At 67.3% G+C, this 19,922-nt stretch carries 14 protein-coding genes and 1 pseudogene; 5 read left to right on the top strand and 10 right to left on the bottom strand.

The genetic code is table 11. From position 1 onward, the window contains the following. The first annotated feature begins 162 nt into the window (after positions 1-162). The gene (locus D0B54_RS24505; protein WP_162932625.1) at positions 163-693 is read left to right on the top strand and encodes an SMI1/KNR4 family protein; all 531 of its coding nucleotides are present in this window, start codon (positions 163-165) and stop codon (positions 691-693) included. 363 nt (positions 694-1,056) lie between these two features. Here D0B54_RS24505 and D0B54_RS25270 read toward each other — a convergent pair. Further along, positions 1,057-1,392: pseudogene (locus D0B54_RS25270) on the bottom strand (Hsp70 family protein); the annotation flags it as partial. A gap of 199 nt (positions 1,393-1,591) precedes the next feature. Between D0B54_RS25270 and D0B54_RS21845 the strand changes: the two are divergent. Both D0B54_RS21845 and D0B54_RS21840 read left to right on the top strand, forming a co-directional pair. After that, complete coding sequence (locus tag D0B54_RS21845; RefSeq protein ID WP_117294117.1) at positions 1,592-2,746, top strand: low temperature requirement protein A; 1,155 nt, start codon at positions 1,592-1,594, stop codon at positions 2,744-2,746. 109 nt (positions 2,747-2,855) lie between these two features. Further along, positions 2,856-3,773 carry a glutathione S-transferase family protein gene (locus D0B54_RS21840; RefSeq protein ID WP_117294115.1) on the top strand — a complete coding sequence of 306 codons (918 nt, stop codon included), beginning with the start codon at positions 2,856-2,858 and terminating at the stop codon, positions 3,771-3,773. A gap of 7 nt (positions 3,774-3,780) precedes the next feature. On the opposite strand, the gene D0B54_RS21835 is transcribed toward D0B54_RS21840, so the two are convergent. Further along, positions 3,781-6,135: a CHASE domain-containing protein gene (locus D0B54_RS21835; protein ID WP_117294113.1), complete on the bottom strand. Its 2,355-nt coding sequence runs from the start codon at positions 6,133-6,135 to the stop codon at positions 3,781-3,783. 446 nt (positions 6,136-6,581) lie between these two features. Between D0B54_RS21835 and D0B54_RS21830 the strand changes: the two genes are divergently transcribed. Beyond that, positions 6,582-9,137, top strand: coding sequence for a DUF1302 domain-containing protein (locus D0B54_RS21830; protein ID WP_117294111.1), 2,556 nt, complete (start codon positions 6,582-6,584; stop codon positions 9,135-9,137). 24 nt (positions 9,138-9,161) lie between these two features. Here the strand turns inward: D0B54_RS21830 and D0B54_RS21825 are convergent, their stop codons facing one another. The 7 genes from D0B54_RS21825 to D0B54_RS21795 all read right to left on the bottom strand — a co-directional run bounded on the left by D0B54_RS21825 (position 9,162) and on the right by D0B54_RS21795 (position 17,625). Then, entirely contained in the window at positions 9,162-9,914 is a 753-nt protein-coding gene (locus D0B54_RS21825) for an NAD(P)H-dependent flavin oxidoreductase (protein ID WP_117294109.1), read from the bottom strand. A gap of 157 nt (positions 9,915-10,071) precedes the next feature. Then, entirely contained in the window at positions 10,072-11,169 is a 1,098-nt protein-coding gene (locus D0B54_RS21820; RefSeq protein WP_117294107.1) for an AraC family transcriptional regulator, read from the bottom strand. Positions 11,170-11,212: 43 nt separating this feature from the next. Continuing rightward, on the bottom strand, positions 11,213-12,901 hold the full coding sequence (locus tag D0B54_RS21815) for an AMP-binding protein (RefSeq protein WP_117295454.1): 1,689 nt from the start codon (positions 12,899-12,901) through the stop codon (positions 11,213-11,215). 14 nt (positions 12,902-12,915) lie between these two features. Beyond that, on the bottom strand, positions 12,916-14,151 hold the full coding sequence (locus D0B54_RS21810) for a serine hydrolase domain-containing protein (protein ID WP_205527206.1): 1,236 nt from the start codon (positions 14,149-14,151) through the stop codon (positions 12,916-12,918). Positions 14,152-14,216: 65 nt separating this feature from the next. After that, positions 14,217-15,119, bottom strand: coding sequence for a metal-dependent hydrolase (locus D0B54_RS21805; RefSeq protein ID WP_117294103.1), 903 nt, complete (start codon positions 15,117-15,119; stop codon positions 14,217-14,219). A gap of 44 nt (positions 15,120-15,163) precedes the next feature. Then, positions 15,164-16,066 (bottom strand): short-chain dehydrogenase/reductase, encoded by a 903-nt coding sequence (locus D0B54_RS21800; RefSeq protein ID WP_117294101.1) that lies wholly within the window; start codon positions 16,064-16,066, stop codon positions 15,164-15,166. After that, positions 16,063-17,625: a flavin-containing monooxygenase gene (locus tag D0B54_RS21795; RefSeq protein WP_117294100.1), complete on the bottom strand. Its 1,563-nt coding sequence runs from the start codon at positions 17,623-17,625 to the stop codon at positions 16,063-16,065. The genes D0B54_RS21800 and D0B54_RS21795 overlap by 4 nt, the downstream gene beginning before the upstream one ends. Positions 17,626-17,878: 253 nt before the next feature. On the opposite strand from D0B54_RS21795, the gene D0B54_RS24500 reads away from it, so the two are divergent. Beyond that, positions 17,879-18,520, top strand: coding sequence for a TetR/AcrR family transcriptional regulator (locus D0B54_RS24500; protein ID WP_162932624.1), 642 nt, complete (start codon positions 17,879-17,881; stop codon positions 18,518-18,520). A gap of 32 nt (positions 18,521-18,552) precedes the next feature. On the opposite strand, the gene D0B54_RS21785 is transcribed toward D0B54_RS24500, so the two are convergent. Next, positions 18,553-19,911 carry a DUF1329 domain-containing protein gene (locus D0B54_RS21785; RefSeq protein ID WP_117294098.1) on the bottom strand — a complete coding sequence of 453 codons (1,359 nt, stop codon included), beginning with the start codon at positions 19,909-19,911 and terminating at the stop codon, positions 18,553-18,555. Between the last annotated feature and the right edge of the window lie 11 nt (positions 19,912-19,922).

Here is a 19,922-nt window from a genome sequence, read left to right as displayed (position 1 = left end):
AATGTTGAAAGTTGGAGGAATTTTTTATCATGCTGGCATAGCTCGGAATCTAGTTTTAAGAAGAAAGGTCAAAGTTCTGATGAATTCTACTCTTCAGTCATCCCTAAATGGCCGCCCTTGGTGAACGGAGATACGAGAGAGCAGCGGAGAGCCATAGAAAAATTGGAACGCTCTTTGGGAGTTCCGTTGCCAAAATCGTATAAAGACTTCCTGCTGGCATACCATCCCGAAGACTTATCTCCCTTTGATGTAAACCACGGGGATGTCGGCATTGGTTTTTTTTCGATTCCGCAAGTTGACCGTTTCTCGGAACTTTTTCCGAATCTATTGGCTCTGTACGAGCAGGTCCCTATAGAATCTTCCGACACTGAATATTTTACTTACGGCACAGAGCAAAACGACGTAAGTATGCGTACAAGTTACCTACGAAACGCGATCGTGATTGGGAAACATGGCACGTCCAACTATGAATTAATTTTATTGCATCCACAGGTGAGAACGGCAGATGGCGAGGCAGAGGCGGTACTCCGATACCATTCAGGCCAGTTTCGCGCTCCTTCGTTCGCGGAGTTGATGCGTCAACTAAGCGTTCTACATACAATGCCGGTTGATCAACTCCCTCCCTATGCTCAAGCTTCTGTTTTCAACACATGCGCACGTAGTTTTCCCTTGGAAAACGTCTGGTGGGAGTAAGAAAGGTTCGGGGAAAAGGGCCGCCATTTTGGAGTGCCCCCTAGACTGAGACACAGAAACTAGAGACAGCCGCAGCGCCCTGCTGCTCGGCTTCGTCAGCGACGCCGCCGGCGTGGACGCTGCCGAGCAGGCCATCCTGCTGGCCACCGCCGACGCCACCACCGCCAGCGGCAACACCACCACCGAAGCCAACCACGCTCCGGTCTTCACCACCGCCCCGGTGACCCAGGCCGTGGACGGCAAGCCCTACCGCTACGCCGCCTCCGCCGCCGACGCCGAAGGCGACCCCATCGCGTACCGCATCGCCCGCGGCCTGGTGTCCTGGCCGCAGCCCGTGCAAGGCGACTGGACCGTCACCCTGCGCGCCTCGGTGACCGGCTCGCCCAGGAAGGCCTCGGCGTCGGCCTTCAGCGACTTCAGCACCAGCGCCGAGAGTTCCTCCGGGCGGAACTCGCGATCCGCCAGCGTCAGGCGGCGGTCGGTCCCCATGTAGCGCTTGAACGCCGCGGCCGTGCGCCGCGGCTGGGTCAACAGCCTGTCGCGGGCCGCTGCCCCCACCAGGACCTGGCCCTGGTCGTCCAGGCTGACGCAGGAGGGGGTCAGCACCTGGCCGAGGGCATTGGGGATGAGCACGGCCTGCCCGTCGCGCCATACCGCGGCGAGGCTGTTGGTGGTTCCCAGGTCGATGCCGACAATCATGCGCGTTCCCTCGAAAAAGTGCGGCGATTCTAGGGGATGTTTCCCTCCGTGGCAGCCGCAAGAACGGGGCCGGGTTCCGGCAGTGAAACCTGATCCGGTTGTCGGGTCGGGGATGGAACCGACAGGCGCCCCCGGCGGGCCGCTGGCGCATGCGGCTCACGGAAAGGTAAAAGGGAGGCACACACCCGAGAGCCTGCACATGACCCGACACCTGCTGCGCACCCGCGAAGGCCACGAAAGCGGCCGCGTCGGCTATATCGAACTGTTCTTCGACCTGGTCTTCGTGTTCGCCGTCACGCAGCTGTCACATGCCTTGATCCATCACTTCAGCCTGGCGGGGGCGCTGCAGACCCTGGTGCTGATGCTGGCGGTGTGGTGGGTATGGATCTACACCTCCTGGGTCACCAACTGGCTGGATCCGGAGCGCCTGCCGGTGCGCCTGGCCCTGATGGTGCTGATGCTGCTCGGCCTGCTGCTGTCGGCCACGATCCCGCAGGCCTTCGAGGAGCGCGGCCTGCTGTTCGCCGGCGCCTACGTCGCGATGCAGGTCGGACGCACGCTGTTCTTCCTGTGGGCGGTGCGCGGTCGCCCCGGCATGGTGGCGAACTTCCAGCGCATCCTGGTGTGGCTCGCGGCCAGCGGCCTGCTCTGGATCGGCGGCGGGCTTGCCGGGCATGGCGAGAGGCTGGCCTGGTGGGCGCTGGCGCTGGCGCTCGAGTACGCCGGCCCCTCCCTGGGCTTCCGGGTGCCGGGCCTGGGCCGATCCAGCACCGCCGACTGGGACGTGGCCGGCGGCCACCTGGCCGAACGCTGCGCGCTGTTCATCATCATCGCCCTGGGCGAGTCGATCCTGGTCACCGGTGCCACTGTCGCCGGCATGGAATGGAACGGCATCACCCTGGCCGCCTTCGCCGTGTCCTTTGTCGGCAGTCTCACCATGTGGTGGCTGTACTTCGATGCCGCTGCCGAAACCGGTAGCCACACCATCGCGCATGCGCAGGACCCGGGGCGCGTGGCGCGCCTGGCCTATACCTACATCCACCTGCTGCCGGTGGCCGGCATCATCCTGTCGGCGGTGGCAGACGAGTTGGTGCTGAAGCATCCGCTGGGCCACACCGAGCCCGGCGTGGCAGCGGTGATCCTGGGCAGCACGGCCCTGTACCTGCTCGGCACCTACCTGTTCCGCTGTGCCATCGCGCGCCGGACGCAGCAAGTGCCGTTGCTGGCAGTGATCGCGCTGCTCCTGCTGGGCCCGGTGGCAACGTCGATGCCGCCGCTGGCGCTGTCGGCGGCGGGTACGCTGGTGCTGCTGGGCGTTGCCGGCTGGGACGCCAGGTCCAGGAAAACCTCGTAGTGCGGGCCGGGCAGCATGGCCCCTTCGCCGGGGACCTGGCCGCGCGCAGGGCGCTACAGTAGCGGCCACCGCCCCGCACATCCCGTTGGAACATCCCGTTGGAGCCCTCGTGTCCGATCTGATCCTGCACCACTACCCGCTGTCGCCGTTCTCCGAAAAGATCCGCGCCATGCTCGGCTACTCCGGCCTGCCCTGGCAGTCGGTGACCACGCGGGAGATGCCGCCGCGGCCGATGGTGGCGGCGCTGGCCGGCGGCTATCGCAAGATTCCGGTGGCCCAGATCGGTGCCGATGTGTTCTGCGATTCCCGCAGCATCGCCGCCGAGATCGCCGCGCTGTCGGGCAAGCCGGAACTGGCGCTGGAGAGCTGCTCCACCGAGGTGCAGGACTACGTGGCGGCCGTGGACCTGGAAATCTTCTTGGCCTGCGTGATGGCCGGCGGCAGCGGCAAGCTCAACCAGAAGATCCGCGAGTCGATGTCGCTGCTGGATATCGGCCGCTTCGTGCTCGACCGCATCAACATCGGCCGCAAGGCGACCGTCAAGGGCGTGGGTTTCCGCGGCGCGCGGCCGCGCGTGCTGCAGCACCTGGCCGACCTGGAGTCGCGGCTGCAGCAGGATTTCCTGTTCGGGCCGCAGCCCAATCACGCCGATTTCTCCACCTACCATGGCCTGTGGTTCATCCGCGACATGGGCGGCTCCCGCATGATCGATGCCTTCCCGAAGGCCATCGCCTGGCTCGATCGCATGAAGGCCTTCGGTCATGGCCGGCGCAGCGACATCGACGCGCGGCAGGCGCTGGAGATCGCGGGCAACGCCAGCCCCAGGCCGATCGCGGAAGCGTTTCGCCAGGATGCGCTGATCGGCAGGGAGGTCAGCGTCACGCCGACCGACTACGGGCAGGTGCCGACACCGGGAACGCTGGTGGCGGTGATGCCGCAGCGCTGGATCGTGGCGCGCAAGGAGCCGGGGCTGGGCACGCTGCACGTGCATTTCCCGCGGCAGGGATTCGCGCTGACACTGGCCTGACCGGCGCCTACGGTTCGTCGGGCGCGCGGTCCTCGTCGCCGGCGTCCACCGCCGGCAAGGTGAAGAAGAACGTCGCGCCCTGGCCCGGGCTGGACTCCAGCCACAGGCGCCCGCCGTGGCGCTCCACGATCTTGCGGCACAGCGTCAGGCCGATGCCGGTGCCTTCGTACTCCTCGATCGTGTGCAGGCGCTGGAAGATCTGGAAGATCCTCTCGTGGAATTCCGGGGCGATGCCGATGCCGTTGTCGCGTACCGACAGACGCCACTGCGACCCGGCCCGTTCGGCCGAGACCTGAACCCGCGGGCGCTCGCCGGAGCGCTGGAACTTCATCGCATTGGCCAGCAGGTTCTGCAGCAGCTGCAGGACCTGGCCGCGGTTGCCGCGGATCGTCGGCAACGGCTCATGCGTCAGCAGCGCGTCGCGGGCCTGGATCTCGGCGAGCAGGTTCTGTTGCGCCTGCTGCAGCACTTCCTCCAGGTCCACCACGCCGGAAATGAATTCGCCGCTGCCCACGCGAGACAGGCTCAGCAGGTCCAGGATCAGGGCCTGCATGCGTGTCGCGCTGCTGCCGATGAACTGCAGGAACTCGTCGGCATCCTCGTCGAGCCGCCCCTTGTACTGGCGCTGCAGGATCTGCGAGAAGCCGATGATGCTGCGCAGCGGGGCCTGCAGGTCATGCGAGGCGGCGTAGGCGAACTGCTGCAGCTCAGCGTTGCTGCGCTCCAGCTCCGCGGCGTAGTGCATCAGCCGCAGCTCGGCCTTCTGCAGCTCCGCGGTGCGTTCGGTGACCAGTTCCTGCACCCGGCTCTGGCGTGCCAGGACCACCAGCAGCAACAGCGCCAGCAGGGCGCTGAGTCCCAGCCCGGCGGCCAGCAGGCCCCAGGTCTGCCAGGAGCGGTGCTCCACCAGGTAGGCCGCGGGCAGGTCGAAGACCAGGCGCCAGTGGCGTCCACCCACTTCCAGCGTGTCGGCATGGGACATGGCGATCCCGCCGCCACCCGGCGGCGGGCCGCTGTCGAACAGCAGCTTGTCGGCCGGGGCCGCGCCCTGGTCGAGCAGCCGGAAGCGGATGCCGGTTGCGTCCAGGTTGCCGATCGCGGCCTGCACCATGGCGTCGATGCGGAACACCGCCAGCGCCACGCCGACAAGGTTCTGCTCGCGCGCCTCGGCGGACGGGTAGTCCATGGTGCCGCGGAACAGCGGCGTCATCACCAGCAGGCCCTGGGCATCGATCGGGTGAATCAGCCGCAGCTGTGCCGAGACCGCGGAGCGCCCGCTTTTCACCGCCCGCTGCAGGGTGTCGTTGCGCAGGGCCTCCGAGGCCAGGTCGAAGCCGGCCACGCCGCGCACGGCGCCGGGCGGCTCGATGAAGACGATGGGGTAGTAGTGCTCCCGCGCCGCAGCCACCCGCAGGTGCCCGTCGGGCCCCGCTTCGCGGATGGCGAAGTCGGGGTCGCCCGCCGCGCGCATGGCCTGCTCGAAGCCCGCGCGCTCGGCCTGCGTCACCCGCGGCAGGAATTCGAGGGCCTGGAGGCCGGGCTGGGTGAGCAGCAGCTTTTCGACGAACAGGTGGAACTCGCGTGCGTCGACCGCGCTGGACGCGGCATAGAAGCCGCGGATCGCGTCCATCGTCAGCAGGCGGTTGCTCCACTGCCGCTCGAAGTTCTCGGAGACCTGCTGTGCCTGCTGCTCGAACCCGGAGCGGATGCGCTGCTCCTCGCGGGCGCTGGCGGAGAAGAACAGGATGACCACCAGCACCACCAGCAGCAGCAGCGGCAGGGTCAGCGCCAGTTGCTGCCGGATCCAGGTCCGGATCGGTCGCAGCGTCCAGGCGCAGATCAGCGGCACGAAGATCAGCACGCCGATGGAATCGCCCACCCACCAGGTCCACATGTTGAACAGCAGGGCCGGCGTCGCGATGAGGCCCGCGAACCACAGGGTCCATGGCCCGATCAGCGCATTGACGACGCAACTGAGCGGCCCGCCGAGCAGCAGCAGCCGCACGGCCTCGGTTTCCTGGGTGAGGATGTTGCGGTAGCCGACGTAGCGGCGCACCAGCCATTCGCCCAGCAACGCTTGCAGCGTCGCGCCCGCTGCGATGGCACCGGCGATCGACAGCGAGCGCGCCACCAGCGCGGCGCTGCCGCCGTCCCAGGACGTGGAGACGTTGACGATGAAGGAGCCCAGCAGCACGCCCGGCCAGTGCTGGCGGCCCAGCAACATCAGTCCGGCCAGTGCCACGCCCGCGGCCGGCCAGATCGCGGTGGCATATCCCGGGGGGATCGCCAGCAGCAGGCCCAGGCGCCCCGCGAGGGCGTAAGCGGCGGTCAGCACGGCAACGCGAACCAGGTAGCCGTTCATGGCGCGGAAAGCATGCTTCCGGTGGAGGGATGCCGCCCACTGTAGCAAGGTCCCGTGTGCGGCTGGATAACGCCCGGAACCTGGCAGCGGGTGAAATTTGAAGCATGCCGTCGGGCACCGGCTGTAGCCTGAGTGCTCCGCCGGGCCGAAGGCCAAGCGTGGACGCGGTAAATAGCCGCGGCCGGCTCTTGATTAAAAATATAAATATTTAAATTAAATTAATTATTTTATAACAATGGCGGACTTCTCTGTCGAAAGCGGGCAGCGGGGTGCCGCGTGCGGTCCGGACTTCGCTGGAAAGTCACTGGAGCGGCCGCTGTTGCGGTGAATCGCATGTCCTGAATTAACAAACGCCTGTCCTCAACGATACGGGATATTCCCGCAGGCCCCGCCTATGTTCGCCCCCGAGGCGGAATCAGCTTCGGAGCAGGTCGGGGAGAGGCATCATGGTCAAGGGAACCCTGCCGCGGGGCATCGCGGCTTTTCTGGCTGCGCTGGGCCTGCATGCCGGCGAAGCCAGCGCGCTCACTTTTGAAATTCCCTGGGGCGACGACAGCATCAGTATCGTGTCCAACAGCTCGCTGACCGCGGGCGCTGCGGTGCGTCTCGAATCCCAGGCCAGCGACCTGCTGGGCAAGGGCAGCATCAACCCGGATCTCTGCGGCCGCGTCGACGGCAAGCTCTACTGGAGCGGCTGCCAGGGCGTGTTCCGCGAGCAGACGTTCATGGCTGAGCGGCTGGCGCAGGCACCCGGTGCCGCGACCAGCAATACCGACCAGGGCAATCTCAACTACGACAAGGGCGACCTGACGCAGGCGCCGCTGAAGCTGACCCAGGACCTCACGCTCAGCTTTGGCGATTTCGGCCTGTTCGTCCGTGGCCTGTACTTCCATGACCTGGTCAACAAGGACTTCACCGAGTATCACCCCAACCAGATCAACCGCCAGAACCTCGACGAGGTCGGCACCGTCTCCAGGCCGGGCACCGAACTGCTGCGCACCCTGGGGCCGCTGACGCCGGCCATCCCGACGGTGGTGGTGCGCAACGATTCCCGCCCCTGTCCGGCGGAGCGCAATCCCGGCGGTGGCCCCTGCGGCCTGGTGTACTCGCGCGGCGGCGTGGTGCACAGCCCGCGCAGCGACAAGGAGACCCTGCGCGAGATCGGCGAGGGCTTCCAGCTGCTCGAGGCCAACCTCTACGGCACCGTCCCGCTGCCCTGGGAGGAGAAGAACCTGAGCTTCAAGATCGGCCGTCAGCTGGTCAACTGGGGCGAGTCCACCGTCATGTATTTCGACTCGCTCAACGTCATCAACCCGGCCAATGCCAACAACCTGTTCCGCGTCGGCGGCACGCTGGACGAGGTGTTCGAGCCGCTCAACATGGTGACGCTGGCGACCGAGCTGTTCGAAGGCGCCTCGCTGTCGGGCTTCTACCAACTGGAGTGGCAGCCGCTGGAAACCCCGGCGCCGGGGTCGTTCTACTCCTTCGCCAACATCGGCACCCGGGACGCCGGTGCGCAGCACATCAACCTCGGCTTCGGCCAGGGCCCCGACGATCCGGAGAACCTCGCGCTGCTGCTCGACAATCCGCTGTCCGGTGTCACCAACACCAGCGGTTCGATCCGGCGCCTGCGGGATCGCGAGCCCAGTACCTGGGGCCAGTTCGGCCTGCAGCTCCGGTACTACGCCGACTGGCTCAACGACGGCACCGAGATCGGCCTGTACTACGCGCAGTACCACGCGCGCGTGCCCATGATCAGCCTGATTTCGGCACCCGCCACCTGCAGCCGGAACACCACCAGCACGCTGGACTATCTGCGCGATTGCCCCGACGTGCCCCTGCTGCACGCGCTGCTCGGCCTGCAGTTCAACGATCCGGAAGGCGCCACGGACGATTCCACCAATTTCGATCAGTCGCAGGCCTTCTTCGAGTATCCCGAAGACATCCGCATGCTCGGTCTCAGCTTCAACACCACGCTCGGCGCGATCGCCCTGCAGGGCGAGATGGTCTACCGGCCCGACGAGCCCCTGCAGGTTGCGGTCGTGGACCTGGGGTTTGCTTCCTATGGCGCGCTGGGCAACTGCCACAAGCCGGATGCGGGCTGCACCGGCACCGGCAACGGCGACCTCACCGGCCTGCTGCCGGAGCAACTGGCGCAGTTGCTGGCCGCGGCCGGCGTGCGGACGGGACTGGGGATCCAGCCGGACGGCACTCCGGGCACCTACGGCTCCAGCGACTTCGTCATCGACGCCGACGGCACCCTGGGGGCCTACCGCGACACCTATGACCTGATCATCGGCCACCTGCCCGGCGCGGGGCGCCTGTTTCCCTCGTTCATCGTGCCCTACCGCGGCTACGAACTGGGCGACAACCCTGCGGGCTCGTACATCCGCGGCTGGGAGAACTTCGACACTTTCCAGTTCGATCTCGGCGCGACCTACATCTCCAGCGCCACGGACCTGGCCTGCAAGCTGATGGGCTGCGACCAGGTGATCTCGCTGTTCGAGGTCGGTGCGCGCTGGGTGCCCGACCTGCCGCCGCTGGACGTGCTGCAGCTCGAAGGCCCCGGCATCTTCTACCATGCCAGTGCCGGTGCCGACGGTTCCGGCGCCGACCGCTCGCGCCAGGCCTGCTCGACCAACCCGGCCTGCTCCTATGGGCCGGACGGCCTGCGCTTCAATCCGCACCAGCAGGACCGGGACCTGTATCCCACCGAATGGTCCGGCGGCTACGCGATGGTGCACCAGGTCCGCTACGAGTCGATCCTGCCCGCCATCAGCCTCGCGCCGACCATCATCTGGAAGCACGACATCTACGGCCACTCGCCGGGACTGGCCTCCAACTTCGTCGAGGGGCGCAGGATTCTGGATGCCAGCGTGGAGGTGCGCTACAAGTCGCAGTGGTCCTTCAACCTGGGCTACCAGATGTTCGGCGGCGGTGGCCAGGCCAACCAGCTGCGCGACCGCGACAACGCGCGCATCTCCGTCCGCTACCAGATCTGAGGAATCCGCCGGGACGTATCCGGCTCAGGCGGCGAGCAGTCGTGCCCGCGCCGCCTGGTAGTCCCCGGCCAGTCGTGCGACCCGTTCTCCGGTCGGCAGCGTGTCGGCATCGAAGCCGGCGCCGCTGATGCTGCGGCCGGGCAGCGCAGGGGTTTGCTGCGTGGCGATGGCGCGGGGGCCGACGCAGGCGAGATCGGCGCCGATCGCCAGCGCCGCGAGGATCGCCTCGCCGCTGGTGATGGCGCAGGAAAGCACGATCAGGCCATCGTAGAAGCCGCGCAACTCCGGCACCAGCGCGAACGGCGACCGCCGGCCCGCACCGCAGGCCAGGATCAGGCCATCGACGCCCGCCTCGATCGCGTGCCGGGCCTGCCCGATGCTGGTGACCGCGTGAAACACCAGGCCACCGTAGCGGTGCACGGCCTCGACCACGTTTCCGGGCGACTGCAGGGAGGTGATCAGGATCGGCACGCGGTATTTCGCGCAAAGATCGACATCGCGCCGCAGGCGCGGGTTGGCCGGATGCACGATCTGCTCGACCGCAAAGGGAGCGACTTTCTTGCCGGGGTGCGCGGCGCGCTCCACCGCCAGCCCGATGCTGATGCGCTGCAGCCATTGTTCGAGCGCGGGCTCCGACGGCGCGTCGAGTGCCGGGAAGGCGCCAATGATGCCGGCCTTGCACTGTTCGGTGACGAGCGCGGGGCTGGAGGCGCCGACCATCGGCGCAGCGACGACGGGCAGGACGAGCTTGTCGCACAGCAACGGTGGCAGCGCCATCAGGATTCTCCCGGCATGCGATACGGCTGCAGGTGCGTACTGTGACCCGGCCGGGCGGCCGCCTGAATGCGCAACGGGGACAGGCGTTTGTCAGGAGCGGACAGCGTGGTGCGGAACCCGTCGCCGGATCCGTTCCCGCCGCGCCCCCGTCTTCGCCTCAGCTGCGGCCCAGTGCCCGTGGCGCGACGCCCTTCCAGCGCTTGAAGGCATGGCTGAACGCAGCCGAGTCGGAGTAGCCCAGGCGTTCGGCCACTTCGTCGAGTTTCATCGGTGTGGTACGAAGCAGTTCTTCGGCCAGCATCTGCAGCACTTCGTCGCGCAATGCGCGGAAGGTGGTGCCTTGCTCGGAAAGATGGCGGCGCAGGGTGCGGCCGGTCATGCAGAGTCTGGCGGCGACGGCCTCCATGTCCAGCGCCTCGGCGGGACAGCGCAGGATGATGTCGCGCACCCTGGCCGCGACGCCGCTGTACGCCTGGCGCCGCGCCAGCAGCTTGCGGCACTCGGCATCGCACATGCGCAGGGTGGCGTCGTTGGCCTGCGGCAGCGGCTGGTCGAAGACCTGCGAAGCCACCACCAGCATGCTGCCCGGGGCGTCGTATCGCGGCTGCAGGCCGAAATGGGCGGCAAGGCGTGCGGCATGCGCGGGCCGGGGGTAGGCCAGATCGACGTGACGCAGCGGCAGGGCGACGCCGCAGATCTGGCGCTGCACGGCGGCGATCGCTCCGGCATCGCGCTCGACGACGAACGGCCGGATGTCGGCCGGAACCTGGTCGTAGTCGAAGCGGACCCGTACCTCGCCGCCGGATTCCTCGCAGGCCAGCTTGCCGAAGACGCAGCAGAGGTCGATGTAGCGCAGGCAGACCTGGAAGGCTTCGCGCAGCGTGCGGCTGCTGATCAGTGCATAGCCCCAGATCCCGAAGTCGGTGAGCTGGTGGCGCAGGCCGAGGTCCAGGCCCATGCCGCGGGCCTGCGGCAGCGCGAGCAGCAGCTTGCGGATGAGCCGGATCTCCTGCTCGACCAGGATGTCCACCTCGTCGCCGTCCAGCATGGCCGGCGCGATTCCAGTGCCGTCGAGGCAGGTCTCCAGTGCCATGCCCTGTTCCCCGGCCAGTTGCGCGAGACGCCGGACGCCGGCAATGCCGTGACGCACATTCCAGTTCGGGATGGGCGACAGCCTGGGCTGGGGCCTGTCCCCGACCGTCAGGCCGCCGTCCGCGCGGAGCGCTCCCGCGGTCTCGCTCTGCGCCAGGCTCATCGGCCTGCGCTCCCGGGCTGCCCACGGTTCCGCCGCCTCACGATCATTCCTCCCAGACGATGCGCCCGCCCGACCGTGCCCAGTCCTCGGCCCGGCCCAGATGGCGTTCCTCGATCAGGTTGCGGCGGATCTTCAGCGTCGGCGTCAGCAGGCCGTTCTCGACGGTCCAGGGTTCGCGCACGATCACCAGGCAGTCGAGCTTCTCGTGCGCTTCGAGCTGGGTGTTGACGTGCTCGATCAGCGTTTCAAGCTCGGCGACGAGGCCGGCACGCGCCGTGTCTGCGGCCAGCGACTGCCGTGCTTCCGGTGTCAGCATCAGCAGCGCACAGGGCTGCGGATGGCCGGCACCGGCGACGCACACGGATTCGACGCGCGGGTGGGCGCCGAGGCGGTTTTCGATCGGCACCGGGGCGACGTACTTGCCCTTGGAGGTCTTGAACAACTCCTTGGTGCGGCCGGTGATGCGGACACGGCCTTCCTCGTCGAGCTCGCCGCGATCGCCGGTGCGGAAGTAGCCGTCCGCGGTGGTCTCGTCCGCGCTTTTTTCCGGCTGCTTGTAGTAGCCCATCATCTGGCAGGGGCTCTTCACCTGCAGTTCGCCGTCCTCCGCGATACGTGCTTCGACGCCCGGCATCGCATGGCCGACGTAACCGGGGCGCGTCTGGCCCGGACGGGCGGCGTGCGAGTACGCCAGGTTTTCGGACATGCCATAGAGTTCCAGCAAGTCGAGGCCGAGGCTGCGGTACCAGTCGATGATCGCCTGCGGCAGCGGTGCCGAGCCGGTCATGGCCACGCGCGTGTGCTGCAGGCCGAGCTGCGCGAGCACCGCCTGGCGAACCGGATCGGCCTGCGCCCCGCCCGCGGCCAGCAGTGCCTGCGCCGGCTCCGGCAGCTTCGCCCGCACACCGAGGTAGAACTTGGTCCACAGCCGTGGCACCGAAAAGAACACGGTGGGACGTGCGCGCTGCAGGTCCTGCGTGAAGGTTTCGAGGCAGTCGGAGAAGTACACGCGACAGCCTGCGCTGAGCGAGACCGCCTCCACCGCCAGGCGTTCGGCGACATGGGCCAGCGGCAGGTAGGAGAGCAAGCGGTCATCGGGGCCCACGGCCAGCAGTTCGCGCAGCGCCGCGGCACCCCGGGCCATGGCGCCGTGGGCATGCATCACGCCCTTGGGGCGGCCGGTACTGCCGGAGGTGTAGAGAATCGTCGCCAGGGTCCCGGCCTGCGGCAGCACGGCATCCTGCAGCGGTGCCGCGGCCATGACTGTCTCCTGCCACGGCAGGCCGCGCCCGGACGGCGCCAGCGGCAGGGCCACCACCGGCAACGACGGTGGCAGGGCGTCCCGCAGCTCGGTCCAGCCGGCGCCTTCGTCGATACGGCCGAGGAACAGCAGCCGGGCCTCGCTGTGCTCGAAGATGTAGCGCGCGGTGTCGGCGTTGAGCGAAGGATAGATCGGCACGCTGACATGGCCGGCCAGGGCGACGGCGAGGTCGGCCATGATCCAGTGCGCGCTGTTCTTGCCGAGCAGGGCGATGCTGCTGCCCGGCGGAAGGTCCAGCGATCGCAGGTAACCGGCTGCCCGCCGTACCTGGTCGGCGACTTCGCTCCAGCGATAGTCCACGACCGTGCCGTCGGCAAGGGGCTGGGTCAGGTAGATCGTGTCGGGCCTGCTGCGCTCCCAGTGCAGCAGGCTCTGCAGCAGGGTCGGAGTAGCTGGAGTCTCATGCGTCATGTCTTGTTCCATGGTCAGGCGGCAGCCCGGAGGGGCCGGCATTGCCGCGCGATGCTGTTCAGTACGCGGCCCAGTGCGAGCAGGTGCGTGCCGAGGATGGCCTTGCCGGTCACCAGCAGGCTGCAGGCGATGTGCCGGTCCGGATCGGCCCAGCCGAAGATGTTCATGAAGCCCAGGTGGCCGTAGGCGCGCCCGGTCATCGGGCCATAGAGGCCGAAGGGATTGCCGCCGAGGATCAGGCCCTCGCTGTAGCGGATCGGCAGCTTGACGGTGTGGTCGAAGGCCGCGCGGCCGACCGGGCGGATGAGGCGCGCCACGGTTGCGGGCTGCATCACCTGCCGGCCCTCATGGCGGCCGCCGTCGAGCAGCATCTGGTAGAAGCGCGACAACTCCTCCGCGGTGGCGAACAGATTGCCCGAGGGCACGACCGCATCCATGGCGCGGTCGGTGTTGGAGAAGGCGATGATCTCGTCGAAAGGCACGATCAGCTGGCGCTGCACCAGGCCGGCGACGGGAAATCGCACCGGCGCTCCGGCCGCGTAGTTGTGCGCGACGCGGTCGCGATGTTCGCGCGGCAGGCCGTAGGTGAAATGCTTCATGCCCAGCGGATGTCGCAGGCGCCGGTCCAGGTACTCCCGGATCGGCCTGCCGGTGACGCGCTGCAGCACCTCGCCCAGGATGTAGCCGCCGGTCATGGCGTGGTAGGCCTGCCTGCCCTGGGTGCTCGGTGTCGCGGCGCACAGCAGGGCGACGGTCTGCTCCCAGTCGGCCAGCAGGTCGATCCTGCGTTGGGCCTGGGGTAGCCGGAAGCTCGGGATGCCGCCACGATGCGCCAGCACATCGGCCAGCGTGATGCGGTGCTTGCCGTGGGCTCCGAACGCGGGCAGGTAGTCCACGACCGGGCGGTCCAGGTCCACACCGCCTTCCTCGGCCAGCAGATGCAACAGTGCCGCGGTGACGGCCTTGGATGCGGAGAACAGGCTGATCGGGGTATCCGGGGTGGCGCGCAACTGCGGTACCCTTGTCCCTTCGCCAGGACCATTGCCGCGCGCATGGCCCAGCGCCCGGTTCAGCACCACCTGCCCGTTGCGTCGCAGGCAGAAGGTGACGGCCGGATAGGCGCCCGTCCGATACAGGTCTTCGACCGCAGTCCAGATGGCCTGCACCGCCGCATCGCTCAGGCCGGCGGCCGCGGCCGGTCGTTCGGAGGCCGCATCGATGCTGCGTGCCTGGCCCAGATCCCGAGGCACGGAAATCCTGCGGGAAATCCGCCCGTTCATGGCCGCGATCCGAGGGTGGCGATCTGGAATCGGCGTCAGGCCGCGACCTGGGGTTTCGCCCCATGCCGCAGGTTCTCGAGAACCTGCTTCCACTGCTCGATCTGCGCGCTGTTGTCGTGCTGCCAGGGGTGGAAGTCGCGGCGGAAGAAATCCAGGAATTCCGGCAGCATCCTGCGCAGGTAGCCCGAGCCTTCGGCGTAGCCGAACATCCAGCGCATGCCCCTGGCCATGGAGCGCAGCTTGAACAGCGAGCGGTCGCTGGCCAGAAGGGAGGTCTGGAAATACGCCGTCGTCATCAGCAACAGGAAGGTGGAGATGAGGTAGGCGCGCATCAGCCGCGCATGGTCGCCATCCACGGCCTGGTAGAGATCGAAGGCGACACCCTTGTGCTCGGTTTCCTCGATCGCGTGCCACAGGAACAGGGGGCGCATCGACGGATGCACGTCGTCGATCAGCTCGGGATTCTCCAGCACCAGGCTGCCGAACATCGAGGTGAAATGCTCCAGTGCGGCGGTCATCGCCATCTGGTCACGCTCGGAGAAGATCCTGCAGATCACGTCGAGCACCTGCTTGATCTGGCGGTCCATGCGCTCGGTCGGCACGCCGCGTGCGGCGAGGAACTTGTTGAGCGCCGTATGTTCCTGTGCGTGATAGGCCTCCTGGCCGATGAAGCCGGAGATGTCCTTCTGCAGTTGCTTGTCCTCGACCTGGTCGCGGAACAGCCGCGCCGACTGGATCAGGAACTTCTCGCCCTGGGGAAACTGGCCGGCGAACGCGGTCCAGAAGGAGGTCAGGAACGGGTCGTTGGCGAACCAGTAGCGCGGCGTGTCCTCGCTGTAGGTGAAGCCCATGCGCTGCGGCGTGATCGAGACCGCCGGCGGACGCATCGCGGCAGCCCGGGCGTTCACCTTGGGGGCAATGGAGGGGGCAGTGTTCATGGCTGAAATCCTCTGTGTTCGATGAAGGTCATGCGGTACCGCGATCAGGCTTTCCTGCGCCGGGCACGGACATTCGCCGCCGTGCCCAGCCGATCGTCCTGGTTCTCTGTTCCGTTAGAGTCAGGCCGGGCCAGGTCGAGGGCGCTGGCAAGACCGGGGCTGCCCCGGACCCGCCATTCCATGACCGGTTGCGCGATGCCGCGCAGCAGCAGGAACAGGCCCACCCAGCGCGGCGCCCAGATGCGCGCCGCACGGCGGCGGATGCCGTCTTCGATGACGTCCGCCGCCTCGGACAGGGGGATTTCCGCGCCGAGGAAGCGGGGGGCGAGCGTCTCCAGCGCGGCCATCGCCGGATGCACCCGCGAGCCCTGCACCAGGTCGGTGTCGATCGCCCCGAAGTAGGCGCAGCCGACGCGCGCGCCGCTGGGGCCCAGTTCGATGCGCAGGCTGTCGCTGAGCGCATCGACGGCCGCCTTGGAGGCGGCGTAGGCGCCCATCAGCGGGCCATGGCCCAGCGCCGCCACCGAGGCGACGTTGAGGATGTAGCCCTGGCGCGCAATGACCTGCGGCAAGGTGGCGCGCAGCGTGCGCCAGACACCCATCAGGTTGACGTCGAGCGTGCGCTCGAACTGGTGCGGCAGGGATTCGGCGACGCTGCCGATGTGCAGCACGCCGGCATTGGCGATCACCACGTCGATGCCGCCGAACTTGTCGACCGTGCCGGCGACAGCGCGTGCCATCGCCTCGGCATCGGTGACATCGGCCTCGAACCAGGCGGCACCGGTACCCAGCTCATCGGCCAGTTCCCTGAGCAGCTCCGGCTCCAGGCCGACCAGCGCCACCCGGGCGCCGCGCTGGTGCAGCCGGCGTGCCGCGGCGGCGCCGATGCCGCGCGCCGCGCCGGTGATGAAGATGGTCTTGCCGCTGATGGCGTAGTCCCGGCTCATGCGTTCGCCCCGCTTTCGACCCGGCTTCGGGTCATGTAGTTGTCGAGATCGAAGTGCTGCGTGCGACGCCGGTAGAGGAAGCTCCAGTTCGGCCACAGGCCGCCGTTGCCGCCTTCGCTGTTCTGGTAGTAGCTCTTGCAGCCGCCGGCCACCCAGGTGGTCTTGCGACTGCGCTCCTTCATTTCCTCGTGGAAGGCTTCCTGCACCTCGGCGTGCGGCTCTACCGAGGCCAGGCCGCGGGCGCGCATGGTGCGGATCGCATCGACCACGTAGCGCGCCTGGTTCTCCAGCATGTAGATGGCGGACTGGTTGCCACCGGCGGAGAACGGCCCCAGCAGCATGAAGAGGTTGGGGCAGCCGCTGAACGTGGTCCCCAGGTAGGCCCGCGGCTGCGTGCCGAACACTTCGGCCAGCGTGCGGCCGTCGCGGCCGCGAATCCGTTCGTAGACCTTGCCCGGGACATGGAAGCCGGTGCCGAAGATGAGGGTGTCCACGCGATGCTCGACGCCGTCCTGGGTCACGATGGAGTACTCGCGGATTTCGCGGATACCCTCCGTCACCAGTTCGACGTTGGGCTGGGTCAGTGCCGGGTAATACGCATCGCTGAACACCGCGCGCTTGCAGCCCAGCGTGAAATGCGGCGTGAGCTTGCTGCGCAGCTCGGGGTCCTGCACCTGCCGCCGCAGCTGGTAGCGGCCGAGCGCCTCGAAAGGCCATACCAGGCGGCGATCCACGAACAGCGACAGGCCCAGGCTTTCGATGCCCAGATACCAGGTCGTGCGGACCGCCTTCTGCGCCAGAGGGATGCGCCGGGTCAGCTCCCGCTCGACGGTCGACCGCGCATGATCCCAGCGCGGCACGATCCAGGTCGGCGTGCGCTGGAATACCGAAAGCTTGCGGACCTGCGGCTGGATGGCGGGGATCACCTGGATCGCCGAGGCGCCGGTGCCGATGACCGCGACGTTCCTGCCGCCGAGCCTGTGCTGATGGTCCCAGCGCGCCGTGTGGAAGGCGGCGCCCTTGAAGTTCTCCAGCCCCGGCAGCCTGGGGATCAGCGGATCGTTGAAGGGACCGCAGGCGGACACCAGCACGTCGGCGGTGAGCGCGCCGTGGTTGGTGGCAAGCTGCCAGCGCTGCGTGGCCTCGTCCCAGTGCGCTTCGATCAGCTCCTGTCCGAAGCGGATGTGGCGCTCGATCTCATATCGCTGCGCAACGCCGCGCAGGTAGGCGAGGATCTCCGGTTGTGCGCCGTACTTGCGACTCCAGTCCGGGTTCTGCGCAAAGGAATAGGAGTACAGCGCGGATGGAACATCGCAGGCGCAGCCGGGGTAGCTGTTGTGATACCAGGTGCCGCCGAGCGCATCGGCACGTTCGAGGATCGTGAAGTCGCCGATGCCCGCCTCGCGCAGCTTGATCGCCAGCCCGATGCCGCCGAAGCCGGCACCGATGATGGCGATGGGCAGGTGCGACGGCGCGGCTGCCGAGGCGTGTTTCCCGGCCGTGGCGGCCCCGGACTGCGAAGTTCGGCTGCTGCGTCGGACGGCGGACAGATCGTTCATTTACGTCTCCTCCGGGGTTGGGCCCTTGGCAGGCCTCGGGCATCCCGCGGTAATGGCAAACCTTAAGCCCCGGTGTCATTCGTCAACAATTCGCGTTCGATTCGCGCGGCCTGCAAGACCGCTCCGTGCAGGGAATGCGGCTCCCCGGGAGGAGCCGCAGCGAAGGGGGTTTCGTGTTTGGCGCTTGGCAAACCCTTGCCGCATGCCCACAATCGATCGGGCCATTCTTCGAGTTCCATTCGCATTTCCCTCCATGCGCCAGAAACCGCAGCAATCACGTTCCCGCCAGATGGTGGACTCGATCGTCGAGGCCACGATGCAGGTGATCGCGGAACGCGGGGTCGCCGACCTGACGACTACGCATGTGGCGCAGCGCGCAGGGGTCAGCGTGGGTTCGCTGTACCAGTACTTCGAGAGCAAGGAGGCGCTGCTCGATGCCGTGGTCAAGCGGATGACGGCGGAGGTGCAGAAGCTGATCTTCGAGCGGATCGACACCTTGATGGGCCAGGATCTGCGAACGGTCACCCGTGCCTTGCTGGCGGCCACCTTCGACTACGCCGACGCACACCGGACCCTGTTCGTCGGCGTGCTCACCCATGATTCGCAGGGACGCACGATGCTGGCGATCGCGGAACTGGAGCGCGGGTTTCTCGATGCCTTTCGCCTGTACCTGCTGCAGCACCACCGCGAGGTCAGTGTCCGCAACCTGCCGGCCGCGGTGTTCGTGGTGTTCACCAGCGCGATCTGCACCGGCCTGCGATTCGTCATTGCCGACAGCCCCGGTGTCGATCGCGAGCACGTGATCGATCTGCTGGTGGAAGCCGCCGTCGCCTGCCTGACGCGCGATGCGACCCCGGAAGCCCCTGCGCCGGCTGCGACCCTTCCCCGGGACTGAAACCCGGGGAAGGGCCTGCTGGAAGCGCTGCGTCATTTGGTCGACCGTTTCTGCACGGTGGCCGGCTCGAAGTAGGACTCATTGAAGCGGCGCGAAAAGTCGTTGGGCTGGTCTTCGTTGGCCATCGCGGTCAGAAAGTAGCGGCCCGAGGTGAAGTGATAGATCACTTCCGGGGCGCCACCCGCGGTCTGCACGTTGTACGCGAACGCCAGGTGCCCTTCCTGGAACTGGTACAGCTGCTTGCGGTTGTCGTAGTTGTCCGCGGCGGCCGGGTACCAGCTGTCTTCGTCGACATAGAGGCGACGCTTGGCGAAGGTATGGCTGGTGCCGGGGAGGATATCGGCCTCGACGATCCACACGCGGTGCAGCTCGTAGCGCGGCAGGTCCTGGTTCAGGTGCTTCTGCCGGGCCAGGTCCGCGAACCTGACCGTGGGGCCGCTGATGCGATTGGAGTCGTAGGGAATGATCATTTCCTTCTTGCCGACGATCTTCCAGCTGTAGCGCTCCAGCACGCCGTTGAACATGTCGACCTGGTCGTAGAACTGGTGACCGTCGGTGCCCTCGTAGGGGCCGTCGCAGCAGACCGTCGGCGCGCGGCGGATGCGCTTGAGGCCGGGTGAGTACAGCCAGGCGGCGCGGCCGGCGTTGCCGGTGCCGGCGCGCTCGTGCACCAGGATCATCGTGCCGGCCAGGCGCGGCGGTGCGATGGTCTGCGAGAAGTACTTGATGAACAGCCCGCTGTCCCTGGTCAGCGGTACCGGGTCTTTCTCCACGGCATAGTAGAACTGCGCGTCCTCGACGATCTTGGTCAGCTGGAAGCTGCCGTTGGCCTGCACGATCATCTGGTTGTTGTAGCGCCGCGCGCCGTCGCCGCGGTAGCGCACCTTGTGGTTCCACATCACCTCGGCGCCGGACTTCGGGATCGGGAAGGTGAAACCCTGCCTGCAGTTGTTCGGTATGTCGGTCCCGAGCAGTTCGCAGCTGGTGGCGTTGGCGATGGTCGCCTTGTAGATGAAGTCCGGGAAGGACACCACGCGGTGGCTCGGGTAGACCTTCATCTTGTAGCTGTCGTAGGACGACAGCAGTCTCTTGTGGCCTTCGGTGAGCTTGTCCGCGTACTGCGCCATGTTGGCCTTGGTGATCGTGTACAGCGGTTTCTCGCCGTCGATCGCGGGGTCGTTGGGATATTCGCCCTTCAGCGCGCCGCGTTTCGCCGCCGGCGTCCATTCGGGAATCGAGCCGTCCTTGCTGGCCGCCCTTTCGGCGCCGACCGGCGTCAGGTCCTTGCCGAGCCTGGCCGCTTCGCTGGCAGGGACCTTGGCGGCCGCGGGAAAGCCGACGACGCCGAGCGACACTCCGGCGGCGAGCAGCAGGATGCGTGGGTTGAACATGGTTTTTTCTC

The organism is Solimonas sp. K1W22B-7, assembly GCF_003428335.1.
In the GTDB taxonomy this organism is placed as follows: domain Bacteria; phylum Pseudomonadota; class Gammaproteobacteria; order Nevskiales; family Nevskiaceae; genus Solimonas_A.
The sequence above is the reverse complement of the archived record's forward strand: the minus strand, read 5'-3'. Positions and strand labels throughout refer to the sequence as shown.

Bases quoted from the DNA above. Each gene is read 5' to 3' on its own strand.
- D0B54_RS21845 (WP_117294117.1), top strand. From the start codon at position 1,592: ATGACCCGACACCTGCTGCGCACCCGCGAAGGCCACGAAAGCGGCCGC.
- D0B54_RS21835 (WP_117294113.1), bottom strand. From the start codon at position 6,135: ATGAACGGCTACCTGGTTCGCGTTGCCGTGCTGACCGCCGCTTACGCC.
- D0B54_RS21830 (WP_117294111.1), top strand. From the start codon at position 6,582: ATGGTCAAGGGAACCCTGCCGCGGGGCATCGCGGCTTTTCTGGCTGCG.
- D0B54_RS21825 (WP_117294109.1), bottom strand. From the start codon at position 9,914: ATGGCGCTGCCACCGTTGCTGTGCGACAAGCTCGTCCTGCCCGTCGTC.
- D0B54_RS21820 (WP_117294107.1), bottom strand. From the start codon at position 11,169: ATGAGCCTGGCGCAGAGCGAGACCGCGGGAGCGCTCCGCGCGGACGGC.
- D0B54_RS21815 (WP_117295454.1), bottom strand. From the start codon at position 12,901: ATGACGCATGAGACTCCAGCTACTCCGACCCTGCTGCAGAGCCTGCTG.
- D0B54_RS21805 (WP_117294103.1), bottom strand. From the start codon at position 15,119: ATGAACACTGCCCCCTCCATTGCCCCCAAGGTGAACGCCCGGGCTGCC.
- D0B54_RS21800 (WP_117294101.1), bottom strand. From the start codon at position 16,066: ATGAGCCGGGACTACGCCATCAGCGGCAAGACCATCTTCATCACCGGC.
- D0B54_RS21795 (WP_117294100.1), bottom strand. From the start codon at position 17,625: ATGAACGATCTGTCCGCCGTCCGACGCAGCAGCCGAACTTCGCAGTCC.
- D0B54_RS24500 (WP_162932624.1), top strand. From the start codon at position 17,879: ATGCGCCAGAAACCGCAGCAATCACGTTCCCGCCAGATGGTGGACTCG.
- D0B54_RS21785 (WP_117294098.1), bottom strand. From the start codon at position 19,911: ATGTTCAACCCACGCATCCTGCTGCTCGCCGCCGGAGTGTCGCTCGGC.